This window comes from Phaeodactylibacter luteus (assembly GCF_007993045.1).
Lineage (GTDB): Bacteria > Bacteroidota > Bacteroidia > Chitinophagales > Saprospiraceae > Phaeodactylibacter > Phaeodactylibacter luteus.
Map to the genome: position 1 here is coordinate 52,362 of NZ_VOOR01000017.1, position 24,882 is coordinate 77,243.

A 24,882-nucleotide genomic window follows, 5' to 3' on the forward strand; every position below is an offset into this window, starting at 1 on the left:
AGCGGCGGGGGTTGCTAAAGGCAATGCGCTTATCCCTTTCTCCCAAAACCTACGGGCCTATTGAATTTTTCCTAACGATGATGGGGCAGGACAATGTGGCGCCCCGTTATGGGAAGCACCGGTTGGCAGATTTCTTCAAGCAGGAAGCCAAAGCAAACAGGAGGAAAGGGTGAGGTTGAACATTTTGCAGCAAAGGGGATTTTACTAATTTCAAAGCTGCAAACCAGGAAGGTGCCAAACGAACAGGGTGCTTCCCTTTTTTTAACCAACTGTTTATTGTTTAGCGACGTGAACAGTTCAACAACCAACAAAATGAAAAACACAATCTGGCTCTTTGGGCTCGCCCTACTGCTCTGGAACTGTACAGCCGAAGCTCCGCCCGAGGGGGCAGCAGCCAATACGGTTGCGCCCTGCGAGTCTTACCTGGATTATGATGGGATGGAGGATAAAATCAGTGGCGGTGCCCGGAGAATCAACATCAGCACGCCCAAAGGCGATTTTCAGGTCTGGACTAAGCGGGTGGGGAACAACCCCACCAAGAAAGTCTTATTGCTGCACGGCGGCCCCGGCGCAACCCATGAGTATTTCGAGGTATTTGACAGTTACTTCCCACAAGAAGGCATAGAGTACTACTATTACGATCAGCTTGGCTCACACTTCAGCGATCAGCCGGAGGATACTTCCCTGTGGAATATCCCCCGGTTTGTGGAGGAAGTAGAGCAGGTCCGGAAAGCATTGGGGCTGAACAAAGACAACTTCTACATCCTGGGGCACAGCTGGGGCGGGATACTGGGCATAGAGTATGCCCTAAAGTACCAAGAGAACCTCAAAGGGCTGATCATCTCGAATATGATGTCCTCCATACCCGCATATGTGAAGTACGCAGAAGAACAACTGGCGCCAGGCCTGCCGGAAGATGCCCTTGCGGAAATCCGGGAGCTGGAAGCTGCCGGCAAATACACGGATGCACGCTATCTCGAGCTGGTGGAAGCCCACTATTACCCTAAGCACGTCCTCCGGATGCCTTTGGAAGAATGGCCAGACCCTGTGGTGCGCTCCTTGGGCAACCTCAACTTTTCCATCTACTTGATGATGCAGGGGCCAAGCGAATTTGGTGTGGTGGGCGATGCTACGCTAAAAGAGTGGGACCGTACAGAAGATTTGGCGAAAATCACCGTGCCTACCTTGAGCGTTGGGGCGGAGTACGATACAATGGACCCTCGCTTCATGGAGATGATGGCTGGCAAGCTGCCCAAAGGGGAGTACCACTACTGCCCGAATGGCGCGCATTGGGCCATGTACGACGACGCAGACAATTACTTCAAAGGCGTCATCGGATTCGTGAACAAGGTTGACGCCGGAGGATAATTCGCTTAATTTGCTGCCTGGCAGGGGTGCCCCTGCTTGTTTAAGGTAGCCTGTACCGAATAAGCTGCACGGTTGGGGACATGCCTGGCCGTGCAGCTTTTTTTACCCCTGAATGATTATGGAACGAATATGTTTATTGCTCTATTTTTTCTCCTTGCCTTTCTTTATCCTGGCCCAACAGCCTGAGCCTGTACCTTCAGAGATTGTTAAAGTGGCGGTTTACCGGCAGGGGGCACAGGTGGTCAGGTCTGCACAGGCTGCTCTGCAGGAGGGCGTACAAACCTTAAGGCTCGGCCCTTTGCCCTATCAGCTCGATGAGAACAGCATACAGCTTAAGGTGCCAGAAGGGGCGCTCTTGATCGCGCTTTCCCAGCAGGTCGATTACCTAAACGAGGGGGAGGCAGACAGCCTTGCCGCAGGACTGAAGCAAGCACAGTTGGCGCTTCAAGACAGCATCCGGTGGCTGAAACAGCAACAGCAAGTCTATGAAGCGGAAAAAGAAATGCTCGCCCGCAACCAAGAGCTCGGGGGCAATAACGGGCTTTCTGTGGAAGAGCTGAAGCGGGGTGCCGAACTGTACCGCAGCCGTCTTATGGATATCGCAGCCCAGACAGAAAGGCTGCAGCTGCGGGGGCGGGAGTTCAAGTTGGCGCTCGTCCGGCTCAGCCGTCAATTGTTGGAGCTGAACGCACAAACGGAGGCGCTGCCGGAACGAATGGCCATCGCAGTGGTGCAGGCCCCCAAGCCCATGCAGGCTAGGCTGGAGTTGTCTTATGTCATACCGGATGCCGGTTGGGAGCCTTTTTACAACCTTAGGGCACACAGTACAGAAGCTCCACTGATGTTGGATTATCGTGCACACGTGTACCAGCGCTCAGGGGAAGACTGGGAAAAGGTAGCCCTTACGCTTTCTACGGGCAACCCCAATATCAGCAACGCCAAACCAGAGCTGCCGCCTTACCGCCTCACCTTCAACAATTATTATGCCCCACCTCCCCAGCCTGCTATTTCCGGGGCTACGCGGCAGCTTTCCGGCCTGGTATTAGATGCAGAGGCCAACGAGCCGCTGATCGGGGCTAGCATTGTCCTTGCCGGTACCAATCAGGGTGCTGTGACGGGGATTGACGGCCGTTTTCAAATGGAAGTACCTGTAGGCACTGCTCGCTTGGAAGTGCAGTATATAGGCTATGAGAGCCAGGAAGTTCAAGTCTCCGGCTCCAATGTGACCATAACGATGCAGGGGGCTACAGCCTTGCTAGATGAAATCGTAGTAACGGGGATGAGGTCAAAGTCAAGCCGGAAGCAGGCACCTGCCAAGCCTAAGGCCATGCCTGTCGCCATAGAGAAGCATTCTACCAGCACAACCTTCGATATCGAGCTGCCGTATTCCATCCCTTCTGACAATAAACCTTATGACGTTCAGCTCGCGCAGCATGAGGTGCCTGCGGTTTATCACCTTGCTGCTGTCCCTAAGCGCTCGCAATATGCATACCTGGTTGCCGGGCTGCCAGACTGGGAGCAGTACAACCTCCTCAGTGGGCAGGCCAACCTCTTTTTCAAAGGAGGGTACCAAGGCAAAGTGCCCCTCGATTTAAGCCAAACAGGTGATACGCTCACCGTATCTCTGGGCCGGGATGAGGGCATTCTGATCAAAAGAGCGTTGGCCGAGAGCAAAAGCAGTGTCCCTTTTCTTGGAAACACCCGAACGGTTGAAAAACATTGGGAGATCACGGTACGGAATACCAATGATTATAGTGTCGAGCTAGAGATCGAAGATCAATACCCATTGGCTCAGCAGGATGAGATTAAAGTGGTGCAATTGGGGCACAGCGGGGCTGTGCATAATGAGCAGACTGGGCAGCTGACTTGGCGATTGCCCCTTGCCCCACGTTCTCAGGAAACGGTCAGCCTGAAGTACGCTGTGCGCTACCCCAAGAAAATGCGCCTGCTTGTAGATTAAGGAAAAAGCCGGGCAGCCCGAACTGCCCGGCGGAACACACATATGCACAAAATATACCTTGAAAGAGCGTAGGCCAGATTGTCGTTTTGGGGCCTGCCCCTGCCGACTGGCAGGTGCCGCTATGCTCCGGGGCTCGCTATCCGCTCGGCCCTATCGGGCTGGCCACCCCTTCGCAGCGCTAGGCCGATCCTATCCAATAGCCGGTCTGTCCTAAAGGCTTGCGACATCTCTGGGGGTACGCTCAGTTGTAGAAGGCGGCGCACCGCCTCGCTTTTTGGGGTTATACTGTGTTACCTGTTACAAAGTTAAGTGTCAACGCTTCTATATTGCAAAGAAATACAGCTTGTGTTGGTTTTGCTTAATTATCTGTTAACCAAGTTTTTGTGGTAATCTGTGGTACTCCTGTTGACCCTTTTGCCATGGGCGGCGCGCTCTTGCGGCCTGTTTTTAGTGGTGTTTTGCTTTGTAGCTGTTGCCTTGCCCTACGTAGGAAGGCTTGTTTGTAGCAAAAAAAAGCCGGGCAGCCCGAACTGCCCGGCGGAACACACATATGCACAAAATATTGGAACTTATGATAGCCTCTTCGTAGAGAGGGTTCAAAGCAAAAGATGGCCAGCTTGGCTGGGCTTAGGAAAATCAAGTGTGCTAGAAGCTTGGGGCAGGCTTCTACAACTGATTATTCCTGATGCGGCCAGACTAGGACATTGCTCGTCAAGGGAGCAATGCTGTTGGTGACAATTTTGAAAGGGAATATTAGATTTCTGGCACAATACAATGAGCAGAATGAGCTGCCATCACCCCCAAATTGGGGGCAAAAGAGCAACCTCGCTCGATCATAGATGGAAAACCACCTTTTCGTGTGTCACCTCGTCTAACAGATGGGGGGGGAGTGGTGCAGGCAAGGTGATACCTGTTGTATTGCAATTGTAAAGTTAAGTTGCCTGATGCAGATAAGCCAATAAAACGGCAAAAATGGAAAATAACTTAATCTTTTGATTTATAGTTGTTTGTGGGGTTTTGTAGTCCTTGTGTAGCAAAGGTTTGGGTTGGTTTTGCCGAAGTACAGAAGCTTTTACTTGCCAATCAGGAAAATAGCTGGGCGTTTATGAAGGTCAGGCAGGGGCGTTTTCCGCCATTGGGCAATAGTAAGGGTGCGTACATATTCAGAGGGCAGGGTCAGGTCAGCTGCGATGCAGAAAAGCATATCAGGGGAAAGGGCCTGCAGAGCAGCTTCGATAAGCCCGGTGTTCCGGTAAGGCGTTTCGATAAAAATCTGTGTCTGCCTGTGTTTGAAAACCCGTTGTTCCAAAAACTTCAGCTCTTTCTGCAGTTCAGGCTTCTTGGGGGGCAGATAGCCATGGAAGCAGAAGTGCTGTCCATTCAAGCCTGAGGCCATCAGCCCGAGGATGATGGAGGAGGGCCCAACAAGAGGTACGACCTCTATCCCTCGTTGATGTGCAGTTTGTACCACAATGGCGCCGGGGTCTGCTACGCCGGGGCAGCCAGCTTCGGAAAGCAAGCCAATGTTCCTGCCCATATCGGCATCAGCCAAGAACTGCTGCCGCTCTGCTGCCGGGGTATGTTTAGTGATTTCGTAGAAAGTCAGCTCGCTGAAAGGTTTTACAGGGCTGGTCGCTTTGATAAACCGGCGTGCCGTCTTAGCCCGCTCTGCGATGAAAACATCCAGGCTGTGCAAGATTTCGATGACCTGTTGCGGCAGGGTTTCGACAGCCCCTTCCCCGAGCGGGGTAGGGATGAGGTAAAGCTTTCCTTTGTTCGCCATAGCAGCAGTAAAGTTGTTACTTTTGTGGAGCTCCAAATGTAGCCATAATGCAGCAGCCTGAGAAATGAATGTCACTCGTCGCTGTACTGCCAAAATTTGACCGGACCGATGAGCGAATCTTCGTTTACGATAAAATTGCCCCAGTTCGAAGGCCCTTTCGACCTCCTCTTGTTTTTCATAGAGCGGGACGAGCTCGACATCAATGATATCCCGATCGCTACGATTACGGATGATTTCCTCGCCTACATCCGGCAAATGGAGGAAATGAATATTGACTTAGCAAGCGAGTTCATCTTGGTAGCGGCTACGCTTTGCCGCATCAAAGCAAAAATGCTCCTGCCCCGCAAGCCTTTGGATGAGGCCGGCAATGAAATTGACCCACGGGAAGAGCTCGTGCAGCGCCTTATGGAGTACAAGCGTTACAAAAGCGTGCTCGAAGAAATGCGCAGGCTCGAAGAGCGCAGAGGGCAACAGCGCTACCGGGGCAATGTAGTGCGTGAGCTGCAGGGCATTGCGACCAAAGCGCTTGTAGATGCAGAATTAGAATCCGTCACCTTGTTCAAGTTGTTGCGGGCTTTCGAGCGGGTCGTCGAGCGCTTTGAGTATGCCCACCCCAAGGCTGTCCACCAGATTGTGCAGTTCAGTTATACGATAGAGGAGCAACAGCAGCATATCCTGAAACAGATCAGCAAAGGGCAGCGTGCCACCTTCACGGAGGTATTCAGCGCTTGCCGCAACCGCATACATGCCATTGTGACTTTCTTGGCTATGCTAGAGCTGCTCAACCTTCAGCAAATCCGCATTACAGTGGGGCTGGGGTACAATAATTTTTGGGTGGAGCCTTACCGCGCCGGCGATACAGTGGAGGAAGAGGAGTGAGATGGGGCGTCAGTCGCCGGTATATTCTTTGACAAAATACATGGAAATGTTCTCCCCCCGCGTTTCGGTATATTGCCCGTGGTACTCACAGCGGAAGTGGCTGCGCACCAGCGCAAAGGTTTCTCCCGAAATGTTGACTTTCCCTGCTTCTCCGCTCGTCTCCATTCGGGCAGCGAGGTTGACAGTGTCGCCCCAAATATCGTAGGCGAATTTTTTAATGCCGACTATCCCCGCTACCACCGGTCCGGTGTGTATCCCGATACGGGCTTCAAAGAAAGGTTTTCCCTCGCGCAGGCGGTCTTTGCGCAGCTCCTCCATAAACCGTTGAATTTCCATAGCTGCAAGGGTCACCCTTACTGCTTCGTCCCCATCATTGTCCCGTATGCCGCCCACACAGAGGTAAGCATCGCCTACGGTTTTGATTTTTTCCAGCCCAAACCGCTCGATAATCTCATCAAACCCGCGGAAGCAATGGTCTATTTCAGCTACGAGGTCTTCGGGGTCCATTTGCTCAGAGATCCGGCTAAAGCCTTTAAAGTCTGAGAACATGACCGTGACGAGCTCGTGCCTTTTGGCTTTGGCAAAGCCGAACTCCTTCAGCTCCTCCGCCGTTTCGGCGGGGAGGATGTTCAGCAGGAGCTCTTCTGATTTCTGCTTTTCCAGAGCCAGTTCGCGGGTACGGGCTTCTACCAGGCGCTCAAGCTCTTTCTGCTGTTGCTGCGCTCTAGCTACCCGATATTGCATGATGAGGTATGTGGCCATAATGACTACAGCACCGCAGGCAAGCCAAAACCACCAAGTGCGGTAGAATGCTTCGTGTATGACAATAGGTATGGCCAGCTCTTGGCTGTTCCAGTGCTGTTCAGCCCTGCCTGCTTTGGCCCTTACCCGGAAGGTATAGGTGCCTGCAGGGATATTGTTGTAGCGCACCATAGTGCCCGGGCCGGGCGGGCTCCAATCCTCATCATACCCCTCAAGTAGATAAGAAAAAATGTTATCCTGTGGCTGGTGGTAGTCGGCCAGAGCAAAATTAAAGGTGAAAATGCGGTCCCAGGGAGAAAGCTCAATGGCCATGTCGGGGTTTAGCCCATGCCGTTGCAGTACCAGGGTATCTTTGGCCGCATCGTACTTGCTGAACTGCGTGAACAACAGAGGGATGTCCAAGTGCTCTACCCGCTGCTCAAGAAATGCGGGGCCAGGGAAGAAAGCATTGAGCCCATTGAGCCCGCCAAAGTACAACCGGCCAGCCCGTGATTTGAAAAAGGAAATCCGGTTGAACTCGTTGGCGCTCAGCCCATCTTCCATAAAGTAATTTTGAAAAGTACCTGTGTTAAGGCTGAACCGGCTCAGCCCATTGTTGGTGCTGATCCAGAGGGAGGAGTCGCCTTCCGGCAAAATGCCATTGATGAAGTCATTGGGCAAGCCCTCTGCAGTGGTATACACCCTCATGCTATCCCCTTCAGGGAAAATGCAGTGCAGCCCAGCGCCCGTGCCCGCCCAAACCCGCCCTGCAGGGTCTTCATAGACTACATTGACCTGATCGTGACGCAGCGCCATGCCGTTTTCGCTTCCGGTATGGAAATGGGCCTCCCGCCCATCGGCTTTGCTCATTTTGTGCAGGCCGTTGTTCAGCGTGCCTACCCAAAGGATTTCAGGGTTTGGGCTGAGGTGGAGGTAGCTGATATTGCCATCCAGCGTATCCCATTGGCCGGAAGGGCCGTCGTAGCGCGTCAGCGCGTCCCGTCCGGGATCGTATTGGTAGAGGTTATGGAGATAGCCCATCCATAGGGTGCCATCACGGTCGGGGACCACATGCCCCAGGTCTTTATCTGGCAGCTCCAGGATGTCCCTTACTTCAAGGGTAGACAGGTCTATCCTTTTCCCATTGCCGGTGTATAGGGCCCCTTCGTGGTAAGTAAGCCCAAAGGGGAAGTTGAAAAAGTTGTTGACCGGGAACAGTGGGCGCAGCCCATCGGTATTGGGGTTGAGGACGTGTATAGAGTTGTAGTAGGAGAAATACACCTGCCCGGATTGGTCTTCGGTAATGCCCCGGATGCTGCAGTAAATGTTGCTGCAGTACTCGCTCCCGTCCGAAAGATAATGGCTGAATAGCCGTTCTGCCTGAACGAGGCGGATGGCTCCAAAGTCGGAAGCTATCCAAATGGTCCCTGACCGGTCCCGGAATATTTGCTGGTAAGTCGCGGTGTTCTTAGTGATCTCCCGGACAGCCGGCGCGTAGTTGGAGACCGTGCCGCGAGTTGCATCATAATACAACAATAGCCCCCGCCCCCCAATCCAAAGGCTCCCATCCTGCTCTACGTATAGGGCTTTGGCCGCTTCGGCCCGGATGCTGGCCGGGTGCAGTTCAAACCCATTTTTTTCTGTAAACGTATATAGCTCGCCGTTCACGCAAAGAATGTAAAGGGTTTGCCCCAGGGCATAAAGTTGAGATATAGGAGATTGCTTATCCCCGGGAAGGGGGTAGCGCTGCAGCAAAGCGCCTGCTGCACTAATTTTCAAAAGCTCATGTGAAGATGCGCCGAGGAATAGGGCCGGGCCTATCTGTGCCATTGGGCGGCCAATATTCTGCCCTTCCAGCTCCATGACCGTCTCAAAACGCCCGTCGGGCTGTATCAGTAGGAGGCTGCTGCGGGCGCTCTGTTCATCATAGGCGGCAGCCCAAAGCTGCCCGCCTGGGCCTGGCGTCAGATTGTGTGGCACCAAGGCTTGCCGGGCTTGGACATCCCCCGCTTTGATTTTGAAAGATGCTACTGTATGGGTGCCCGGTTCGAAGCGGGTGAGGTAGTTGGGGCTAGCCAGCCAAAAATCGGCATCACCTATCAATAGGTCGGTAAACGATGCCTGTGGCAGGTAGGCCGCTTTCTCCTGTGGAGCATACGTCATGAACTCATACCCGTCAAACCGGTTCAGCCCATTGATGGTCGCCATCCAAATGTAGCCTTGGCTGTCCTGTCCGATTTTAGACACAACGCGGTGGCTCAGGCCGTCCTCAAAGTCGTAGACTTTTACCTGTACATTGCCTTGTGCAAAGACAAGTACGGGCAGCCCGAAGGACAATAGGAAACACCAGAGCCTCTTCATTTGATAATGGATATGATGACAGCTCCAAAATACGGAAAATTAAGCGATGATCAGGCCATCTAGCTTGGCACTGTGGCACTGCTGGCTAATTGGTGATGGTTCAGATGGGGCGCTATCCCCTTTTTGCGCAGGGCGAGCGTCAGCGTGGTGCGCAAGTTGTGCTGAAGCTCCCAAGCCTCTGCGGGGGAGTTGGCCCAAGCAGCCACCCAGCACTTCGTGGATTGCTCCTGCATGGCCATCACCCAAAAACGAGGGGCTTCTGTGATGCCCGGTGCAGTATGCTGCCTGGCTGCATCGAGTGCTATGCGCCTGATTTCCTGGAGGTCTTCGGCCGGGGCTACGAAAAACTCTACATGTGCCCATATGAGATTGTCTTTAGCGGTGAAGTTGATGACTTCCCTTCGGATCATGTCCGAATTGGCAATAATATAGCGCTTCCAGTCCCAGGTTTTTACGCAGGTATGCAAGAAGGAAATGTCTTCTACCGTGCCATATTGCCCATCGATAACGACGGTGTCCCCAAGCCTGATGTTGGAAGAGAAGCTCAGGAGGATGCCTGAAATGAAATTTTCAATGACGGGCCGAGCTGCGATCCCTAGTACAATACCAAAAGCAGAGATCAGGACCGAAATGGAGGTCAGTGGCAATACCTTGTGGAAGGGCACTAGGGCTAGGAGTAGGAAGGCCAGTGTGATCAGTACAATTGCGCCCTTCCGGATGATGCTGAACCGCCCGGAAATATTGTCGGCCGCTTGTTGAAGGGTGGCCTCGCTGGGGTCGGTAGGGGGCAGCTCTGTATTGACGGCATTGAATTCATCCAGCTCACTGATGCGCCGGATTTTTCGTTGCTTATACCTGGATATTACCGTTAAGGTGGCCCAAAGGGTCAGCCCCCCGCCTGCCAGGACTGTGATAATGTAGATGGCAATTTGCTGAGTCATATTTGGTCTGGTGTTAAAGCAGATAAAACCTTTTGAAGGGGTGGAGGGTGGAATAGGCTTGATGCGCCGGGGATCATTATAGGGTTGAATGGGCGCTTTACTTCTTCACGCTATGCCTTTTTTCAGTCATTGGAGCTTAGGTAAGCTCCTTAGAAAAGCCGGCGCGTGGCTGAAAACAACTCATTTTTTCCCACTACAGGGTTGCCCGGCGCATCAAATCTAATATAAAACGGAAATCCGTATAACCAAGCGGCAGGGCGGGCGAGTGTCGCCCGATCTAAATTTCTCGCCGCCCCATCGGCTCCATGGCCATCACAGTTGGGCGCAAACGCTTTGAACATCTCCCGAGCTATGCTTATCTTTAAGAACAAGCTCAACGGTAATTGGAGCAACAGCCTCCGTTTTTCTCCTTACTATAAAACAACGACAGCCATGAGTATATCCTGCCATCTCGATAGGCACTCGGCCCTGCACATAGGGCTATTGGCATTCATCGCCATTCTGCTTGCTTCTTGTGCGACCAACCCCGTTACCGGGAAAAAGGAATTGATGCTCCTCAGCAAAGGGCAGGAGCAACAGATGGGCATGGAGTCTGACCCGCAGATCGTAGCAGCTTACGGCTTGTACGAGGATGCAGATCTGCAGCGTTTTATCAATGCTAAGGGGCAGCTTATGGCCCGGGTTTCTCACCGGCCAGACCTGAAGTATGAGTTCAAGGTGTTAGACTCGCCGGTGGTCAATGCCTTTGCCCTTCCAGGCGGTTATGTTTATTTCACCCGTGGCATCATGGCACATTTTAACAATGAGGCAGAATTTGCCGGCGTATTGGGGCATGAAATTGGGCACATTACCGCCCGGCACTCGGCCCGGCAGTACAGCCGTCAGATGCTGGGGCAAATTGGGCTCATTGCTGGCATTGTCGTTTCGCCTGAGTTTGCCCAGTTTGCCGATGTAGCGAGCCAAGGGCTCTCCCTGCTCTTCCTGAAGTACGGAAGGGATGCAGAGAGCGAGTCGGACCGGCTTGGGGTGGAGTACTCCACGAAGATTGGGTACGATGCCCGAGAAATGGCAGATTTCTTTCAGACGCTGGGCCGGCTGAGCGATCAGGCCGGTGGGCGGCTGCCCACCTTTCTTTCTACCCACCCAGACCCGGCCAACCGCTACCAAAATACCCGGCAACAGGCTCAGCAGTGGCAGCAACGCTACAGCAATCAGCGGCTGGAAGTGGGCAGAGACAGCTACTTGCGCATGATAGACGGCCTCATTTATGGGGAAGACCCTAGGCAGGGCTATGTGGAGGGCAACGCTTTTTACCACCCGGAGCTGCTTTTCTTCTTCCCTGTGCCCAATGCCTGGAAGACAGTGAACAGCCCCAGCCAAGTGCAGATGGCACCGGAGGGCGGTGAAGCCTTGCTTGTCCTTACCCTCTCTGGGCAGCCTACCTTGCAAAGGGCAGAAGAAGCCTTTCTGCAGCAGTACAATTTTCAGGTCACAGGCCGGCAGAACAAACAGGTCAATGGGCTACCTGCTCGTTTCATTTCCGGCCAACAAGCAGATGCACAGTCTGGCCAGGTCATACAGCTCAAAGCAGCGCTCATTGAATACGGCGGTCGGGTCTACCAGCTTTTGGGCATGGCTTACCAAGCCCAGTACAGTAAGTATGAGCCTCAGTTCGACCGCACTATGAATGGCTTTGCCCGCCTTACCGATTCTGGCAAAATCAACGCTGCCCCCGAGCGGATTAAAATCGTGGAGGCCTCGCGGGGCGGTTCTTTGGAGAGCTTGCTGCGGCAGCAGGGCGTGCCGGCCAGCCGCTTGGAAGAGTTTGCCATACTCAACGGGATGTCGTTGGACGATATGGTTGCGGCAGGCACCCTGTTCAAGGTGACGCAGAAGGGCAGCCCTCGCCCTTAGCGCAATAGGAGCACTTGGGCCCGCTGCTGCCCGGCCACGACAAAATAAGCCCCCGGTGGGTAGCCGGTCAAGTCAAAGGCCAGCCCCGCCCTGGGCGGCTGCACTGGCCGCCCAAGCTTGTCGAACCATCGGATGGGGCTTTGGCGTGTCAGCCCCTGAAGCGTGACCCACCCGGAAGTGGGGTTTGGAAAAGCCTTTAGGCGGCTGGGCGTGTGCAGGCGGGCTGAGGCAGGCGTGAGCACAGGGTTGAGCAGTGCAGTGAATGCACTCGTGTTGCCTTCGCTGCTGAACGTAAGGCCGTCGAACATAGCGGTCTGCCCAAAAGTGCCTCCTGCCAAAAGCTGGCCATTGCTGCGGAAGCTCAACGCTTGGGTCAGCCCTAGAAGGTCAGCAGGGATAGGGACCAGCCAGCGGGTGCTGCCATCGCTGGCACGGAAAGCGGAAGTGAGCCCCCAAGATGCGCCATCTGTCCCAGCGTCTGCGCTTATCCCATCAAAGTTGATAGGGCCTTGAAAACTCCCCCCGAGCACCACTACATTATCATCATTTACTGCCAGGCTTGCCCCAGCCTGCACATCTGGCCCGCCGAGTGCCCTGGCCCAGGCTGGCTGCCCGTTAGCCAGGTATTTGACCAGGAAAATGTCTGCATTCCCATTGCTGCTTTGGATGCTCAGGGTATCAGCCAGGGTCATCACGCCGACTATATTCCCCGCGGCGTACACATTCCCTTCTGCATCAGTAGCCATGGCCGTCAGCTCGTCGTCTATTACCCCACCAAGGTCGCGCGCCCACAGCCAGTTTCCTTCCGGAGAAAGAGCCGCCAGGAAGACGTCCTGATTGAAAAAGCCGGCATCCAGCGTGGTACCGGCGAGCTCGATCTCATTGTCGAAATTCCCCCCTACATTGATCTGCCCATCAGGGGCGACCGCCATGCTTTGGATGCGGATGTTGCCAAAAGTGCCTGCTTGCTGTACCCAAAGGGCTTGCCCATTGGGGCTTAGCCGGGCAGCGAACAGTGAGGTACTGCCCGGTTCGGCCTGGCTCTGTAGGATGGTGTCTGGCAGCTCGAGGGATGCTTCAAAATAGCCACTGATGACCATGCTGGTATCTGGCAGGAAATGCAGCCCGGCAAGGTCCTTGAGCCCTTCCCCTCCGATTTTGTAGGCCCTCCGCAATGTGCCTTCAGGCGAAAAGCAGGCAATGAAAAGTGCCCGGAGGCTGCTGCCTGCCTGCAGGGTGGTATCGCCTAGGGTAAGGCTGCCCCAAAAGGCGCCACTCAGCACGAGGTCGCCACTGGGGTGCAGGGCCAGCCCTGAGACTTCTTCGTTCTCGCTTTCCCCTCCCTGTACAGACCATAGCAATTGCCCGGCCTCATTATACCGGGCCAAGAATAGGTCGGCCCTGCCTTGGCTGCCCGGCTGCCCTGGAAAAGGGGAGGAGCCAGTAAAGAGCCCTGCGGAAGCCCAGCCGTCATCGGGCAAAGGCTGTAGGGCAAGGATGGCCTCATTGGCGTCGCCGTCGGTTAGGAAAACTGCAGGCCAGTTTTGGGCGCCCCCGTTTTTGTAGGAGCCAAGCAACAGAGCGAGGAAAATCAGCGTTTCTTTCATGTGTTTACGCATTCTGGCCGGGGGCTTGCACAACTGCCAGCCCCGAAAGGCCTGTCGGCGAGGGCTAATTTGTTATCTTCGCCGGTTAGAAATATACCTGGCTAATGAGGAAGCCTCATTAAGGGTTTGTACACACATTATACACGGGAGCGCCTATGAAAGTTGGTAATATGACACTACGGATATTGTTGGGCATGGCTATTATTGTGCTAGCAGGCCTCAGCAGCTGCGGCGGGCAGGAAAAAACGGCTGATACGGCAACAGAAGCCCTCGGCACTACTGGCAACCCTGCTATCGATGGGCTTACGGAAGCCATCAGCAAGTCGCCAGAAGATGCAAGCTTGTATGCAAAGCGTGGTGTGCTGTTTTATGAAAACGACGGATACGATGAAGCGATCCGGGACCTCACCATAGCAGTAAAGCTGGACAGCCTGCAGCCTGCTTACTATCACCGCCTCGCAGATGCGTACTTGGACTACTTCAAGTCGCGCGAAGCCCTTGGCGTAATGAAGGAGGCCTCAGAACGCTTTCCCACCGATGAAAAGACGCTGCTCAAGCTGAGCGAGTACTACCTCATCCTGCGGCAGCACGAGGAGTCGATGAAGGTGATCGATCAGCTGCTGAAGCAGGACCCGCAAAACGGCGAAGCTTATTTTATGTTCGGGATGAACTTCAAAGAAAGTGGCGATACTGTGCGCGCTATCAATAGTTTCCAGAAAGCGGTGGAGCTCGATGCGACGATTGTAGATGGCTGGATCAATCTCGGGCAACTCTACGCAGAGCGGGATGACCCCTTGGCCCTGCGTTATTTTGACAACGCTACCCGGGTGGCCCCGGATGATATCGTGGCCCTGCATGCTAAGGCCGATTATCTTTCAGCTAAGGGCAGCTTAGAGGAAGCTATTGGGCTTTATGGGCAGATTGTTGTGTTGGACCCGCAGTACGATGAGGCCTACTACAACTCCGGATTGATCTATTTGGATATGGACTCTCTGGCCCAGGCAGAGGCACAGTTTGATTTGACGCTCAAAGTATCGCCTACTCATATCCGGGCTTATTATTACCGAGGGCTGAGCCGGGAGCTGCAGGGCAGAGCTGCAGAAGCCCTGGCGGATTTTCAGCAGGCGCTGCGCATGGCCCCCAATTATGAGGATGCACAGGCTGGGGTGGAGCGGCTCAAGCAGGAGGGCTAAAGGGAAAGCAGGGGCTAAAGCCGAGCTTTTTGATGGCATCGGACAAGCGATGCGCAGGGGTGTAAAGCCCGTTAGGGCCGAGCGGGCAGCGAGCCCCGGAGCGTAGCGGCCCTGGCCGTTAGGCAGGGGTGGCCCCTCTCACACTGTGCAGGGGCAAGCCCCATACCGCGGAGCAAGCTGGGCAGGCCCAGAGAAGAACAACATCTGGTTGGCGCCTAAAAGGCTGGGGCAACAAAAAGGAAGAGGCTGTACGGTCTGGTGCAACCTCTTCCTTTTTTGTTGGTCTTTGTGAGGGATAACGGCTAAATTGAAGACATGCATGCCATAACATCACCCGCTGAAGAACACAAACACCTGAAATTGGATTACGCAAGTACGCACCAAGACATCGTCGAGAAGTGCAAGCGTGGTAACCGCCGGGCCCAGTTTGAGCTTTACAAACTCTATTCCAATGCGATGTACAACGTTTGTCTGCGCATGCTCCGGCATGAGCAAGACGCTGAAGACTTGCTGCAAAACTCCTTTGTGGACGTTTTCACCAAGCTGCACACTTTTCGTTACCAAGCCTCAATAGGCGCATGGATCAAACGGATTGTCGTGAACAACTGTATCAACCACCTGAAGCGCAACCGGCTCCGCCTGGAGGAGCTCGAGGAAGAGCACGCTAAAGAGACTGCACCGGAGCCCGAAGGGGGCAATCATCAGGGTGTGGCGACAAAGGCAGAAATTGAACGGATCCGGAAAGCGGTCCTGCAATTGCCGGACGGCTACCGGGTCGTTTTTACCCTTTACGCTTTTGAAGGCTACGACCACAAAGAAATCGCTGACATCTTAGGCGTTTCAGAAGCGACTTCAAAGTCGCAGTATAGCCGGGCCAGGCAAAAGCTTCGTAAACTATTGTGAAAAAGGGCTGGCAACAGCCAATGGGTTTTAGATTGTAATGATTATGACGAGCGAACAAATAGAAAAAATTATCGAAAGCCACCGGGGCCACTTCGAGGTGGAAGGCCCGGGGCTCAGCCTTTGGCAGGGGGTGAGCGCACAGCTCGATGACCGGGCTCAAAAGCGCCACAGGCTCTGGCAGGCCATCCGCTCTGCTGCGGCAGTCGTTGCTCTTGTGGGCATGGGGGCTGCCCTTGGCATTTACTTACAGCCTGCTCCGGTTGTGGATGGAGGGATAGCGGCTTTGGTCGACCCACAGTTTGCTAAAATGGAAGCGGACTACCAACAGCGCATACAAGAGAAGTATCAGCAGCTCGTCAGTTATGAACAGGCGGACGCTGTCCGGGCAGACCTTGAGCGCTTGGATGAGGCCATGGCTGAGATCAAAGCTGAGCTGGAGGTAGCCCCCCCGGGCAAGGAAGAGGAGCTGGTGCGCAGCCTTTTGGATACCTACCGGGCCAAGGTGTACATTTTGGAAAGGGTGCTCAGCCGCATTCAAATGACCAACCCTGAGCCTATAGAGCTGGGAACCACGGAATCTTCCAACAGCCTCATTTAACAGCAGCAATCATGAATCAAATATGGGCGGTTTGGGCTGGCGTGCTCTTCTTATTGATGGGGCTGCAGCAAGAGGGGCGCGCGCAGGTGTATGCCAATGCCCCGGGCGTATATTCCCGTGCCATAAAAAAGCGGGTCCCAATGCAGCCGGGGGCAGTCCTCAAGTTATCCAATAAGTACGGCCCGGTGGTGGTCCGAGGCTGGGAGCGCAACGTGGCCTTGGTTGAGGTCTACACTGAGGTCAGAGCCTCTGGGGAAGCACGTGCCCGCCAAGTTTTCGAGCGGGTCGGCAATCAGGTGTCGGCATTGCCTCAGCTGGTGACGGTATCTACGGTGCTTGCGCCAAAAGAAACACAGTGGTGGTCTTGGGGGGCAATGGAGCCCGAAGACTATTCGATTGCGCTTAAAGTCACTTTGCCCCACAATGTGACGGTTCAGGTCAGCAATGAGTACGGCGATGTTGACATATCGGAGATTGAAGGGCTGGTCAACCTGCAGGTCAGGCAAGGCAATATCAATTGCAGCGCACTGGGCGGCCTGGCTTCCATCAATCTACAGCATGGGCATATACGCGTGGATGAAGCAGGACAGCTGAGTGCCAACCTATTGCACACGGAAGCTTGGCTGGAGAATATCGGCACTGCTGAAATCCATAGCCGCTATACGGTCGCAAAGGCGGAGGATATAGGGGTGCTGACCACCAATACGCGCTATGATACTTACCGGATCAAGAATGTAGGCACGCTACAGAATACAGGAAAGTACGATGAGCTTGATGTTTCGAAGGCTGGGACGGTCACTATCCACAGTAGCCTCTCTAAGGTGTTCTTGTCCAACATAGGGCAGTACCTTAAAGTGGAGATGGACAGCAGTAGTGTTTTTATAGGGGGCATTGAGCAAGGGCTCGAGCAGATTGACCTCAATGGGCGTTTTACGGATTTTCATGTACAGTTTGAGCAATCAGCCCCTTTCCGCTTGGATGCTAAAGCGCAGTACGCTGGCATACGGTACCCTAAGGGGCTGAAGGTACATTATGAGAAAGAAGCCCCTGCCCTGCATGAGGTGAAGGGGGAGGTGGGCAGCAGCCGTCTTGGAGCCGCACTCCGGGCTCGCTTATCTTACGGTGCCCTCCTAGTGGAGCAGGAAGATTAGGGCGGAGCTGTATGGGCGCAAAGCCTGCCCTGCCTGCTTTTCGGGATGGGGCCTGCCCCTGCCATCGGGCAGGTGCCGCTATGCTACGGGGCTCGCTGTCCGCTCGGCCCTGTCGGGCTGTACACCCCTTCGCAGCGCTAGGCCAATGCCAGCCTAGTGCCTTAAGCCATAAATCTCTGATACTTAAGTTGAAGTTATTTTCCGGCTAATCAAGGCGAAGGTTCGCGACTTTAGCCCGAGCTAAAGGAGCGGTTCTTTAACGAAGAGTAGGCGGAAAAGAACGAAACTTGGGGTGGCAAGTGTTTATGGCTTGAGGCACTAGAGCCCCAAAAGCACAAACGCCTGCGACATTTTGGCTCACGCCCAGCTTGTATTTGGGCGTAGCGCCTATCGTGTGAAATCCAAATACGCCTTTGGTTGCCGGCTCCGGCAATTCTTATTATCTTCCCAACATGAAGATACAATTTTGCGGGGCTGCCCGGGAAGTCACCGGCAGTGCCCACCTGCTCACCCTCGACGACGGGTTTACCATCCTTTTGGATTGCGGCCTTTACCAAGGCAATACCGATGAGATGAAAGGGTTTAATGAAGCTTGGAACTTCGACCCTGAGTCTGTGGATTGCATGATCCTTTCCCATGCGCATATCGACCACAGCGGGCGCATCCCCAAGCTGGTGCGCGATGGTTATCAGGGCGATATCCACTGCACACATGCCACCCGTAGCCTTTGTGCGATCATGTTGCTTGATAGTGCTAAGATACAGGAGATGGACGCGCACTATTTTAACAAACGCCAAAAGCGGAAGGGCAGGGAAGATCAGCTGACGGAGCCGCTTTATACGGCAAAGGATGCTGAGCGCGCGCTCAATCAGTTTGAAGGGCATAGCTACAACCGTTGGTTCCGCATTCACGATGGGGTGGAAGTCTTGTTCAGGGATGCAGGGCATATCTTAGGCAGTGCGTCCGTCACTATCCGTATCGATCAGTTGGGCCGGCAGCTGTCTTTTGGTTTTACAGGGGATATTGGCCGCCCTAACCGCCCGATCCTGCGCGACCCTATGCCAATGCCCGAAGTGGACTACCTCATTTGCGAAAGCACTTATGGTGACCGCGACCATGAGAATGCCCCGAATGAGATGACGCGGTTTGAGCGCATTATTCGGGAGACCTGTGTGGTGCAAAAGGGGAAGTTGGTCATCCCTGCTTTTAGCGTGGGCCGTACGCAGGAGATTGTTTACATGCTCGATCAACTGGAGACAGCCGGCAAGCTGCCCCGCATCCCTGTTTATGTGGACAGCCCGCTGGCTGTCAACGCTACGACTATTTTTGGGGCACACCCCGAGTGTTTTGATAAAGAGCTTAACGAGTACTTGCTGATAGACGAGAACCCCTTTGGTTTTAACGGGCTGAAATATGTGCGCGATGCCGCCATTTCTAAAAAGCTGAACCACTCCACAGAGCCTTGTATCATCATCAGCTCATCAGGTATGATGAACGCAGGGCGGGTGAAGCACCACCTTTATCATCATATCGACGACCCCCGCAATACCTTTCTCATCGTGGGTTATTGTGCGCCTCACACCCCCGGCGGCCGGCTGAGGGATGGCGCAAAGATGCTGCGCGTTTTCGGGGATGAGCGCCCGGTAAATGCAAAAGTTGAGGTGATGGACTCCTTTTCTGCCCATGCAGACCGGCATGAGATGGCTGCTTTCCTGAAGAATCAGAAGGGGAAAGTCCGCCGCATTTTTCTCGTGCATGGCACACTAGACCGGCAAGAGGCATTCCGGGAAACCCTTGCGGGGTATGGCTTCGATGATGTGGCTATACCGGAGCTCGGGGAGGCGTTCCGGTTGTAAATGCGTGGGGTGGTTTGGGAGAGGAAAAAAACGGGCAAGCTACTGTAAAAGTGCTTGCCCGTTTTGTATCAAGTTGAAGTCTCCTTATGCCCGGAGCGGGTTATTCAGACTGCTTGTTCTGTTGGATTTTGTTGAGCAGCAGCGCCCCTTTCATCATGAAGTCATCGTGATGGAAGCGGTATTCATTGTGGATCATCATCAGGCGGGCTGCATCATAAGCTGCTGATCGGGGCACAATTTGGCGGTCGGCTATAGGGTGCAGCCAATATTCGAGGTTGTTGGTCCGCAGGTAGCTGCGGTCGTGCTCGAAATTGGTCACCACAGCGAGCTTGTTGAGGGAGAAGAGGTAATCCGTTTCCTTGTTGAGGTCCTTTTGAAGGTCGACGATATTGTAGCGGTCGAAGCGGGCGCCTGCGCGCTCACAGAGGAACACATCGCGGCGGCCGTCAAAAGTGATCAGGTCGCGGAAGCGGTATTTCCGGAGGTTTTTCAGCAGGAAGTTGCGGATAGGCATTTTGGAAGGGCGCAGCTGTTTGAACGCATAAGCCAGCTGACGCTCGTCGAGCCGGAACTCTTCATCGTAAGGCTTGCGGCGGTGTGTCCGCATATTGACGACCTCCTTTATCCGCCCAACGGTATGCCCAAGTTCATCTACTTTGGAATAGACGCTGACAAAGTCAATGTTGGCATTGTTGATAAAGGTTTCGATGAAAATACGGTTGGTGTCCTGTTCAAAAACGAGCAAGCAGATTTCGCTGATCGCGTAGAAATTGGGGTACCCACCGTAAATGTTGCCATACTTTAATTCTAGAAATGCAATGTTATTGTTCACGGTTTAAGGAGATTAATGTGTTGGTTTTAAAATGAATTGTGTTTCTCAATATAGACGCAGGGCATCAATGCTTTTGGGGCAGCTCCAGCCCGGAAATGATGGGCTTTTGCTTAAACGCCTGCTGCGGTTATGTTTGGTTTGGGGTCAAAAGGCATTTCCTATTGCAAGTTATACAGAAAATTCAAATCCCCTAAAATTTGCGCAACTGAAATTTATAGCTGTTCCAAGTGCTATTGGCTATCCCTTTTGCGGAAAGAGAATGCAGGGGAAGGGGCATTGGTTTACGGCTAAGGGGTTAAAAACCTGCCATTTTCGTATATTTTTTCCCCATCAGCATAGATTTCGCCCCCTTGCGTCATATCGGTAATCATGTCCCAGTGTACAGCAGATTCGTTTTTTCCGCCCGCCTGTAGGTAGGATTGGCCGATAGCCATGTGTACGGTGCCGCCTATCTTCTCGTCAAAGAGGATGTTTTTTGTCATACGGTCAATTTGGTAATTGGTTCCAATAGCGGCCTCCCCAAATCGGCGGGTGCCCGGGATTTGGAAGATCTGGTCCAAAAACGCTTTGCCGCGAGTAGCTTCCCATTTTTCAATATACCCATCTTTGACGTAGAGGGTTGCGTTTTCCACTTCGTGCCCCATATATAGCGCGGGGTAAGAGAAGCGGATCACACCGTTGACCGAGTCTTCTACCGGAGAGGTGTAGACTTCCCCCGAAGGCATATTGGTCCGTCCGTCCGAATTGATCCATTTCCGGGTATGGCCTGCTCTGAACTTTATGTCAATCCCATCGCCTTTGTAATGGATCTCCTCCCTGCTATTGAGCAGGTCGACAATCCCCTGCTGCGCTTCACGTACCTGCATCCAGCTTTGTACGGGGTCTTCATCGTAGAGCCGGCAGGCGTTGAAAACAAAGTGCTCGTATTCCTCCAATGACATCCCTGCTTCCTGTGCATTGGCTAGGGTAGGGTATTGGCAGAGGCTGCGCCTCATGTCCAGAGTTGCTGTCCGTTCAAAGTACAGTTTTTGATAAGGGGCATGCGCTTGTTGCCGCACTTTGCGCTTTTCGGGGTCGGCCCCCTGATCTTCTCTTAGGTTGAACGGGGCCATGATGTTGAGGTAGGTATCAAAAGAAGCCATAGCTTCCTTGTACAGGGGCGATACCTGCTGTAGGGCAAAATCGCTCCCTTCTGCAAGCAGCAGGCGGCCTTGCTCCCTGAAGGAGAGGTCAACTTCTACGGCCGCCCCGGCATGCAGGGCTGCCCGGTATACCTCCCGGACGAGGGGCTCAGCGAGGGTGGTGCTGCGGATAAACATCTGGTCGCCCGGTTGGGTGCTGAGGCAATATTCTACCAGCAAGCGGGCATATTTTTGAAGCATTTCAGCCATTCTTGTCATTTTTGGTTAGCTACCAGTGCTTAGCCTGATAAGGGTATCGGATCATGTACTGCTCCTTGACTATGGCAGACAACCGGTCACGCAGGGCATTGATGTTCTCTTTGGTGTGGGCAGATACAAACATGCACTCTTGGTCGAAGGTAAACTGAAGGGAGCCTTTCAGCCCATTCTCTATCTCCTGCTTGCCCTCTTCCGTAAGGTAGTCATCGTAGTTGCGCTCCCGGTAGAGGTCGATTTTGTTGAATACTAAAAGGGTAGGCTTATCCAGCGCTTCTAAATCTTTCAAGGTGCTGTTCACTGTGCGGATATGGTCTTCGTGCTGAGGGTGGGCAATGTCTACCACATGCAGGAGGACATCGCTCTCCCGGACTTCGTCCAAAGTGGATTTGAAGCTTTCGATCAGGTGGTGAGGAAGCTTTCGGATGAACCCCACCGTATCAGACAAGAGGAAGGGCATACGGTCGATGACAACTTTGCGCACCGTGGTATCCAAGGTGGCGAAGAGCTTGTTTTCAGCAAACACATCAGATTTGCTCAGCAGGTTCATAAGGGTAGATTTGCCCACGTTGGTGTACCCAACGAGCGCTACCCGGATCATTTGCCCCCGCTGTTTGCGCTGGGTCATGTTCTGCTGGTCAATTTTGTCCAGCTTCTTTTTGAGCAGGGAGATTTTATCCCGTACGATACGGCGGTCCGTCTCGATCTCTTTTTCGCCAGGCCCCCGCATACCGATACCGCCCCTTTGGCGCTCGAGGTGCGTCCATAGGCCGCGAAGGCGGGGCAGGAGGTATTGCAGCTGAGCGAGCTCTACCTGCGTTTTAGCTTGAGCCGTTTGTGCCCGGCTGGCGAAGATGTCCAGGATGAGCGTACTGCGGTCAATGATTTTGACCTTCAGGAATTCTTCCAGGATGTTGACCTGTTTTCCGCTGAGGTCATCATCAAAAATGGCCATGCTGATGTCTTCGTGCTCCTCGATATAAGCTTGCACTTCTTCGAGCTTGCCCTTGCCGATGAAGGTGCGGCTGTCTGGGTGGGGGAGTTTCTGCGTAAAGCGTTTTGCAGTCTTTGCGCCTGCAGTCAGTGCGAGGAACTCCAGCTCATCCAGGTATTCTCCTACTTCTTCTTCTGTCTGCAATTTTTGGATTAGGCCAACGAGCACGGCATGTTCCGTTTCTTGTTTGAGCCCCTTTTTATCCTTTTCGCCAAGTGTCCAGTCGTTTGCCATAATTTTAATCGTCGCGTCGTTGCTTTTCGTTTTAGGCTGCAGCTTTGGGGCAACAGCCCATTTTAAACAGCCGCTTTGGGGCCTTCGTTCCTCGGATCAGCGCTTTTTTAACCATTGTGAGGGGTCCAATTTTTGAGTCCCTTTCCAGATTTCAAAATGCACAGCTGTCTTCTCCGGCCCCAAGCGCCCGATGGGGCTCTCTGGGCCCACAAAGTCCCCTTTCTTGACGAACACCTCTTCAATGCGGTAGTACAAGGTGTAGTAGTCCCCGTGATTGAGGAGCACAGCGTTTTGGTAAACCGGCACGAAAGTGATGTGGGTGACTTCGCCCGGGTAGACCGGGAACACGCGTGCTTGTGGCTCGGTTTCGATTTCGATACCGTTGTTGGGGAGTTTGAGCCCGGTGTCTTCTACTTCTATAACTTGCCCGAAAGGCTTGCTGATGCGCCCGCTGCGGACCGGCCAGGGGAACTGCCCTTTGATTTGGGCGAAATCGGTGCCTGCGTCTGGGCTGCTGGCGGGGCTTACTTTGGGCATCTCGGGCTCTGCCGGGCCTTCGGAGGAGGCCCCTGCCGCAGTAAGGCGCTCTCGCGAGGCCCGCCTTTTTTTAGCGATTTCAGCTACAATGATGTCTTCTATAGCCTGGTTGAGCTGCTCGTGGGCCTGCTGCTGCTCATTGAGGGCAGACATAAGCTCCTGTTCGTTGCTGTTGAGCTGAGCCAGCAGCTGATCCTTGTCCTGTAGTTCACGGCTTAGCAGGGCTTGCTGCTGCTGTTGTGTGATCAATAGCCGCTCTTGTTCCAGCTTCCGGGCTTCTAGCCCTTGTGCCCGCTCTGCCAGCATGGCTTGGGTCTGTAGGATGTTATAAGCCTGCTTTTTCCGGAAGCGGTCGTACTGGCGTATATACTGCCAGCGCTGGAACGCATCGTTGAAGCTGTCTGCCGAAAACAGGAAAATAAGCATACTGTTGCTGAGGTGGTGCCGGTAGGCGCCCCGGATGGTGTGCGCGTATTCGGCCTTTAGCTTCTCGATGTCCAACTCTAGCGCATTGAGGACTTCTTCAGACCGCTCGATACTGCGGGCGACATGCCCGATCTCGGTTTTGAGCGTGGTCATCAGCTCTTGGCGGTTACGGATTTGGCGCTTCAGGGCGAGGTACTGTTCGAGCGTTGCGTTTTTGTTCTCTTTGGTCTCGTCCAGTGCGAGCTCTGTCTCTCTGATTTCCCGGAGCAGCTGCTGCCGCTTCTGTTCAAGCTGTTGCCGGTTTTGCCCATGGGCGCACGTACCCCATAGGAGCGCAGCAAAAAGCAGCAGCCCAGGCAGGGCCGTCTTACTTAGCCGGAGTATAGCGGGGCGGTATGCTGAATTGTGTTTGCGTCGGGACATTGAGAACGGGGTTGCTGAATTGCAGGGCTACTTCTGCTGTGCCCGAGTAGGGGCTGGACAGTGTAAGGTTACGAAGGTAAGAAAAATTCCCTGCTCCTTCCACTGGGCCGTATTCGCTAAGCAAAGCGCTCATTTCCTGTTTATTGCGGGTATCGCTCAGGGTGATTTTCTTCAGCAGGAAGTCATCGGCTCCGATCAGGTACTCTGTGTCGAGCCCTTCGTGCCCGCCCGAGAGGCGGTAAGTAGGGCCGAGGGGCTCCGCTGTCAAGCCTTTAGTGGCGAAAAATACAGGATTGCCCAAAAGGAAGTCCTGCAGTTGTTGCAGGCTCGCGGGCAGGCCGTAGGAGGAGGCCAGGTAGTCAAGCGGGGCAGCAGTGTATTCGCTGTTGATGCGGTCTATGACGAAAACAGAATCTTGGGTGATCTGGGCACGGGCCACTTCAAATCCGAACTTCTTTACGCTGAGCCAGACCAAGCTGTCTTTGCGCATGCGCAGGGTGGCGGAGGCGGATACAGACATATCCTCGCCTGCATAGTTGATTTTCAGCCGGCTTTCGAACCATTCCGGTGAGACGCGGTTTTTGGCAAGCTGGCCCAAAAGGGTAGCGGCTGACATCTCCTTCTTGGAGGTGCTGCGAGCGGCTTTGGCGCTGTTGCATCCAGAGCCAGCGAGTAAGAGCCCCGACAGTACCAGGGGCAGCCAAAAAGTCAGTATCTGTTTCATGCCGTGCTTTCTTTTGCTTGCGGGCAGGCCTGCTCGCCTCAAAGACGAAAGAGGAGCGGT

The 24,882-nt window shown here is 53.9% G+C and carries 18 protein-coding genes; 9 read left to right on the forward strand and 9 right to left on the reverse strand.

The genetic code is table 11. The annotated features are described in order from the left end of the window. Nucleotides 1-312: 312 nt before the first annotated feature. A complete protein-coding gene (locus FRY97_RS09860) occupies nt 313-1,368 on the forward strand; it encodes a proline iminopeptidase-family hydrolase (RefSeq protein ID WP_147167339.1) in 1,056 nt (351 codons plus the stop codon). A gap of 118 nt (nt 1,369-1,486) precedes the next feature. Further along, entirely contained in the window at nt 1,487-3,328 is a 1,842-nt protein-coding gene (locus FRY97_RS09865) for a DUF4139 domain-containing protein (protein ID WP_170254574.1), read from the forward strand. Nucleotides 3,329-4,400: 1,072 nt separating this feature from the next. Here the strand turns inward: FRY97_RS09865 and FRY97_RS09870 are convergent. Continuing rightward, a complete protein-coding gene (locus FRY97_RS09870) occupies nt 4,401-5,111 on the reverse strand; it encodes an SAM-dependent methyltransferase (protein WP_147167342.1) in 711 nt (236 codons plus the stop codon). A 108-nt stretch (nt 5,112-5,219) separates the two neighbouring features. On the opposite strand from FRY97_RS09870, the gene FRY97_RS09875 reads away from it, so the two are divergent. Further along, complete coding sequence (locus FRY97_RS09875; protein WP_147167344.1) at nt 5,220-5,990, forward strand: segregation and condensation protein A; 771 nt, start codon at nt 5,220-5,222, stop codon at nt 5,988-5,990. A gap of 9 nt (nt 5,991-5,999) precedes the next feature. On the opposite strand, the gene FRY97_RS09880 is transcribed toward FRY97_RS09875, so the two are convergent. Together FRY97_RS09880 and FRY97_RS09885 are read right to left on the reverse strand one after the other, a co-directional pair. Next, entirely contained in the window at nt 6,000-9,092 is a 3,093-nt protein-coding gene (locus FRY97_RS09880) for a ligand-binding sensor domain-containing protein (RefSeq protein WP_147167346.1), read from the reverse strand. 59 nt (nt 9,093-9,151) lie between these two features. Next, entirely contained in the window at nt 9,152-10,033 is an 882-nt protein-coding gene (locus FRY97_RS09885; protein WP_147167347.1) for a mechanosensitive ion channel family protein, read from the reverse strand. 351 nt (nt 10,034-10,384) lie between these two features. On the opposite strand from FRY97_RS09885, the gene FRY97_RS09890 reads away from it, so the two are divergent. Then, the gene (locus FRY97_RS09890) at nt 10,385-11,947 is read left to right on the forward strand and encodes a M48 family metalloprotease (RefSeq protein WP_246141658.1); all 1,563 of its coding nucleotides are present in this window, start codon (nt 10,385-10,387) and stop codon (nt 11,945-11,947) included. Here the strand turns inward: FRY97_RS09890 and FRY97_RS09895 are convergent. Next, the gene (locus FRY97_RS09895; RefSeq protein WP_147167348.1) at nt 11,944-13,554 is read right to left on the reverse strand and encodes a hypothetical protein; all 1,611 of its coding nucleotides are present in this window, start codon (nt 13,552-13,554) and stop codon (nt 11,944-11,946) included. The genes FRY97_RS09890 and FRY97_RS09895 overlap by 4 nt on opposite strands. A 155-nt stretch (nt 13,555-13,709) precedes the next feature. Between FRY97_RS09895 and FRY97_RS09900 the strand changes: the two genes are divergently transcribed. The 5 genes from FRY97_RS09900 to FRY97_RS09920 all read left to right on the forward strand — a co-directional run bounded on the left by FRY97_RS09900 (nt 13,710) and on the right by FRY97_RS09920 (nt 19,255). Continuing rightward, a complete protein-coding gene (locus tag FRY97_RS09900; RefSeq protein ID WP_147167350.1) occupies nt 13,710-14,747 on the forward strand; it encodes a tetratricopeptide repeat protein in 1,038 nt (345 codons plus the stop codon). A 315-nt stretch (nt 14,748-15,062) separates the two neighbouring features. Further along, nucleotides 15,063-15,650, forward strand: coding sequence for an RNA polymerase sigma factor (locus FRY97_RS09905; protein ID WP_147167352.1), 588 nt, complete (start codon nt 15,063-15,065; stop codon nt 15,648-15,650). A gap of 43 nt (nt 15,651-15,693) precedes the next feature. Then, on the forward strand, nt 15,694-16,248 hold the full coding sequence (locus tag FRY97_RS09910; RefSeq protein ID WP_147167354.1) for a hypothetical protein: 555 nt from the start codon (nt 15,694-15,696) through the stop codon (nt 16,246-16,248). A gap of 11 nt (nt 16,249-16,259) precedes the next feature. Next, nucleotides 16,260-17,399, forward strand: coding sequence for a hypothetical protein (locus FRY97_RS09915; protein ID WP_147167356.1), 1,140 nt, complete (start codon nt 16,260-16,262; stop codon nt 17,397-17,399). A 452-nt stretch (nt 17,400-17,851) separates the two neighbouring features. Next, nucleotides 17,852-19,255, forward strand: coding sequence for an MBL fold metallo-hydrolase RNA specificity domain-containing protein (locus FRY97_RS09920; RefSeq protein WP_147167358.1), 1,404 nt, complete (start codon nt 17,852-17,854; stop codon nt 19,253-19,255). Nucleotides 19,256-19,355: 100 nt separating this feature from the next. On the opposite strand, the gene FRY97_RS09925 is transcribed toward FRY97_RS09920, so the two are convergent. The 5 genes from FRY97_RS09925 to FRY97_RS09945 all read right to left on the reverse strand — a co-directional run bounded on the left by FRY97_RS09925 (nt 19,356) and on the right by FRY97_RS09945 (nt 24,822). Continuing rightward, on the reverse strand, nt 19,356-20,087 hold the full coding sequence (locus FRY97_RS09925) for a hypothetical protein (protein WP_147167359.1): 732 nt from the start codon (nt 20,085-20,087) through the stop codon (nt 19,356-19,358). Between the two features lie 287 nt (nt 20,088-20,374). Further along, nucleotides 20,375-21,478 carry an aminopeptidase gene (locus FRY97_RS09930; protein ID WP_147167360.1) on the reverse strand — a complete coding sequence of 368 codons (1,104 nt, stop codon included), beginning with the start codon at nt 21,476-21,478 and terminating at the stop codon, nt 20,375-20,377. A gap of 19 nt (nt 21,479-21,497) precedes the next feature. After that, nucleotides 21,498-22,712 (reverse strand): GTPase HflX, encoded by a 1,215-nt coding sequence (gene hflX, locus FRY97_RS09935; RefSeq protein WP_147167361.1) that lies wholly within the window; start codon nt 22,710-22,712, stop codon nt 21,498-21,500. A gap of 96 nt (nt 22,713-22,808) precedes the next feature. Next, nucleotides 22,809-24,098 (reverse strand): murein hydrolase activator EnvC family protein, encoded by a 1,290-nt coding sequence (locus FRY97_RS09940; RefSeq protein WP_147167362.1) that lies wholly within the window; start codon nt 24,096-24,098, stop codon nt 22,809-22,811. After that, on the reverse strand, nt 24,043-24,822 hold the full coding sequence (locus tag FRY97_RS09945) for a DUF4292 domain-containing protein (protein WP_170254575.1): 780 nt from the start codon (nt 24,820-24,822) through the stop codon (nt 24,043-24,045). Before FRY97_RS09945 ends, FRY97_RS09940 begins: the two co-directional genes overlap by 56 nt. Nucleotides 24,823-24,882 lie beyond the last annotated feature (60 nt).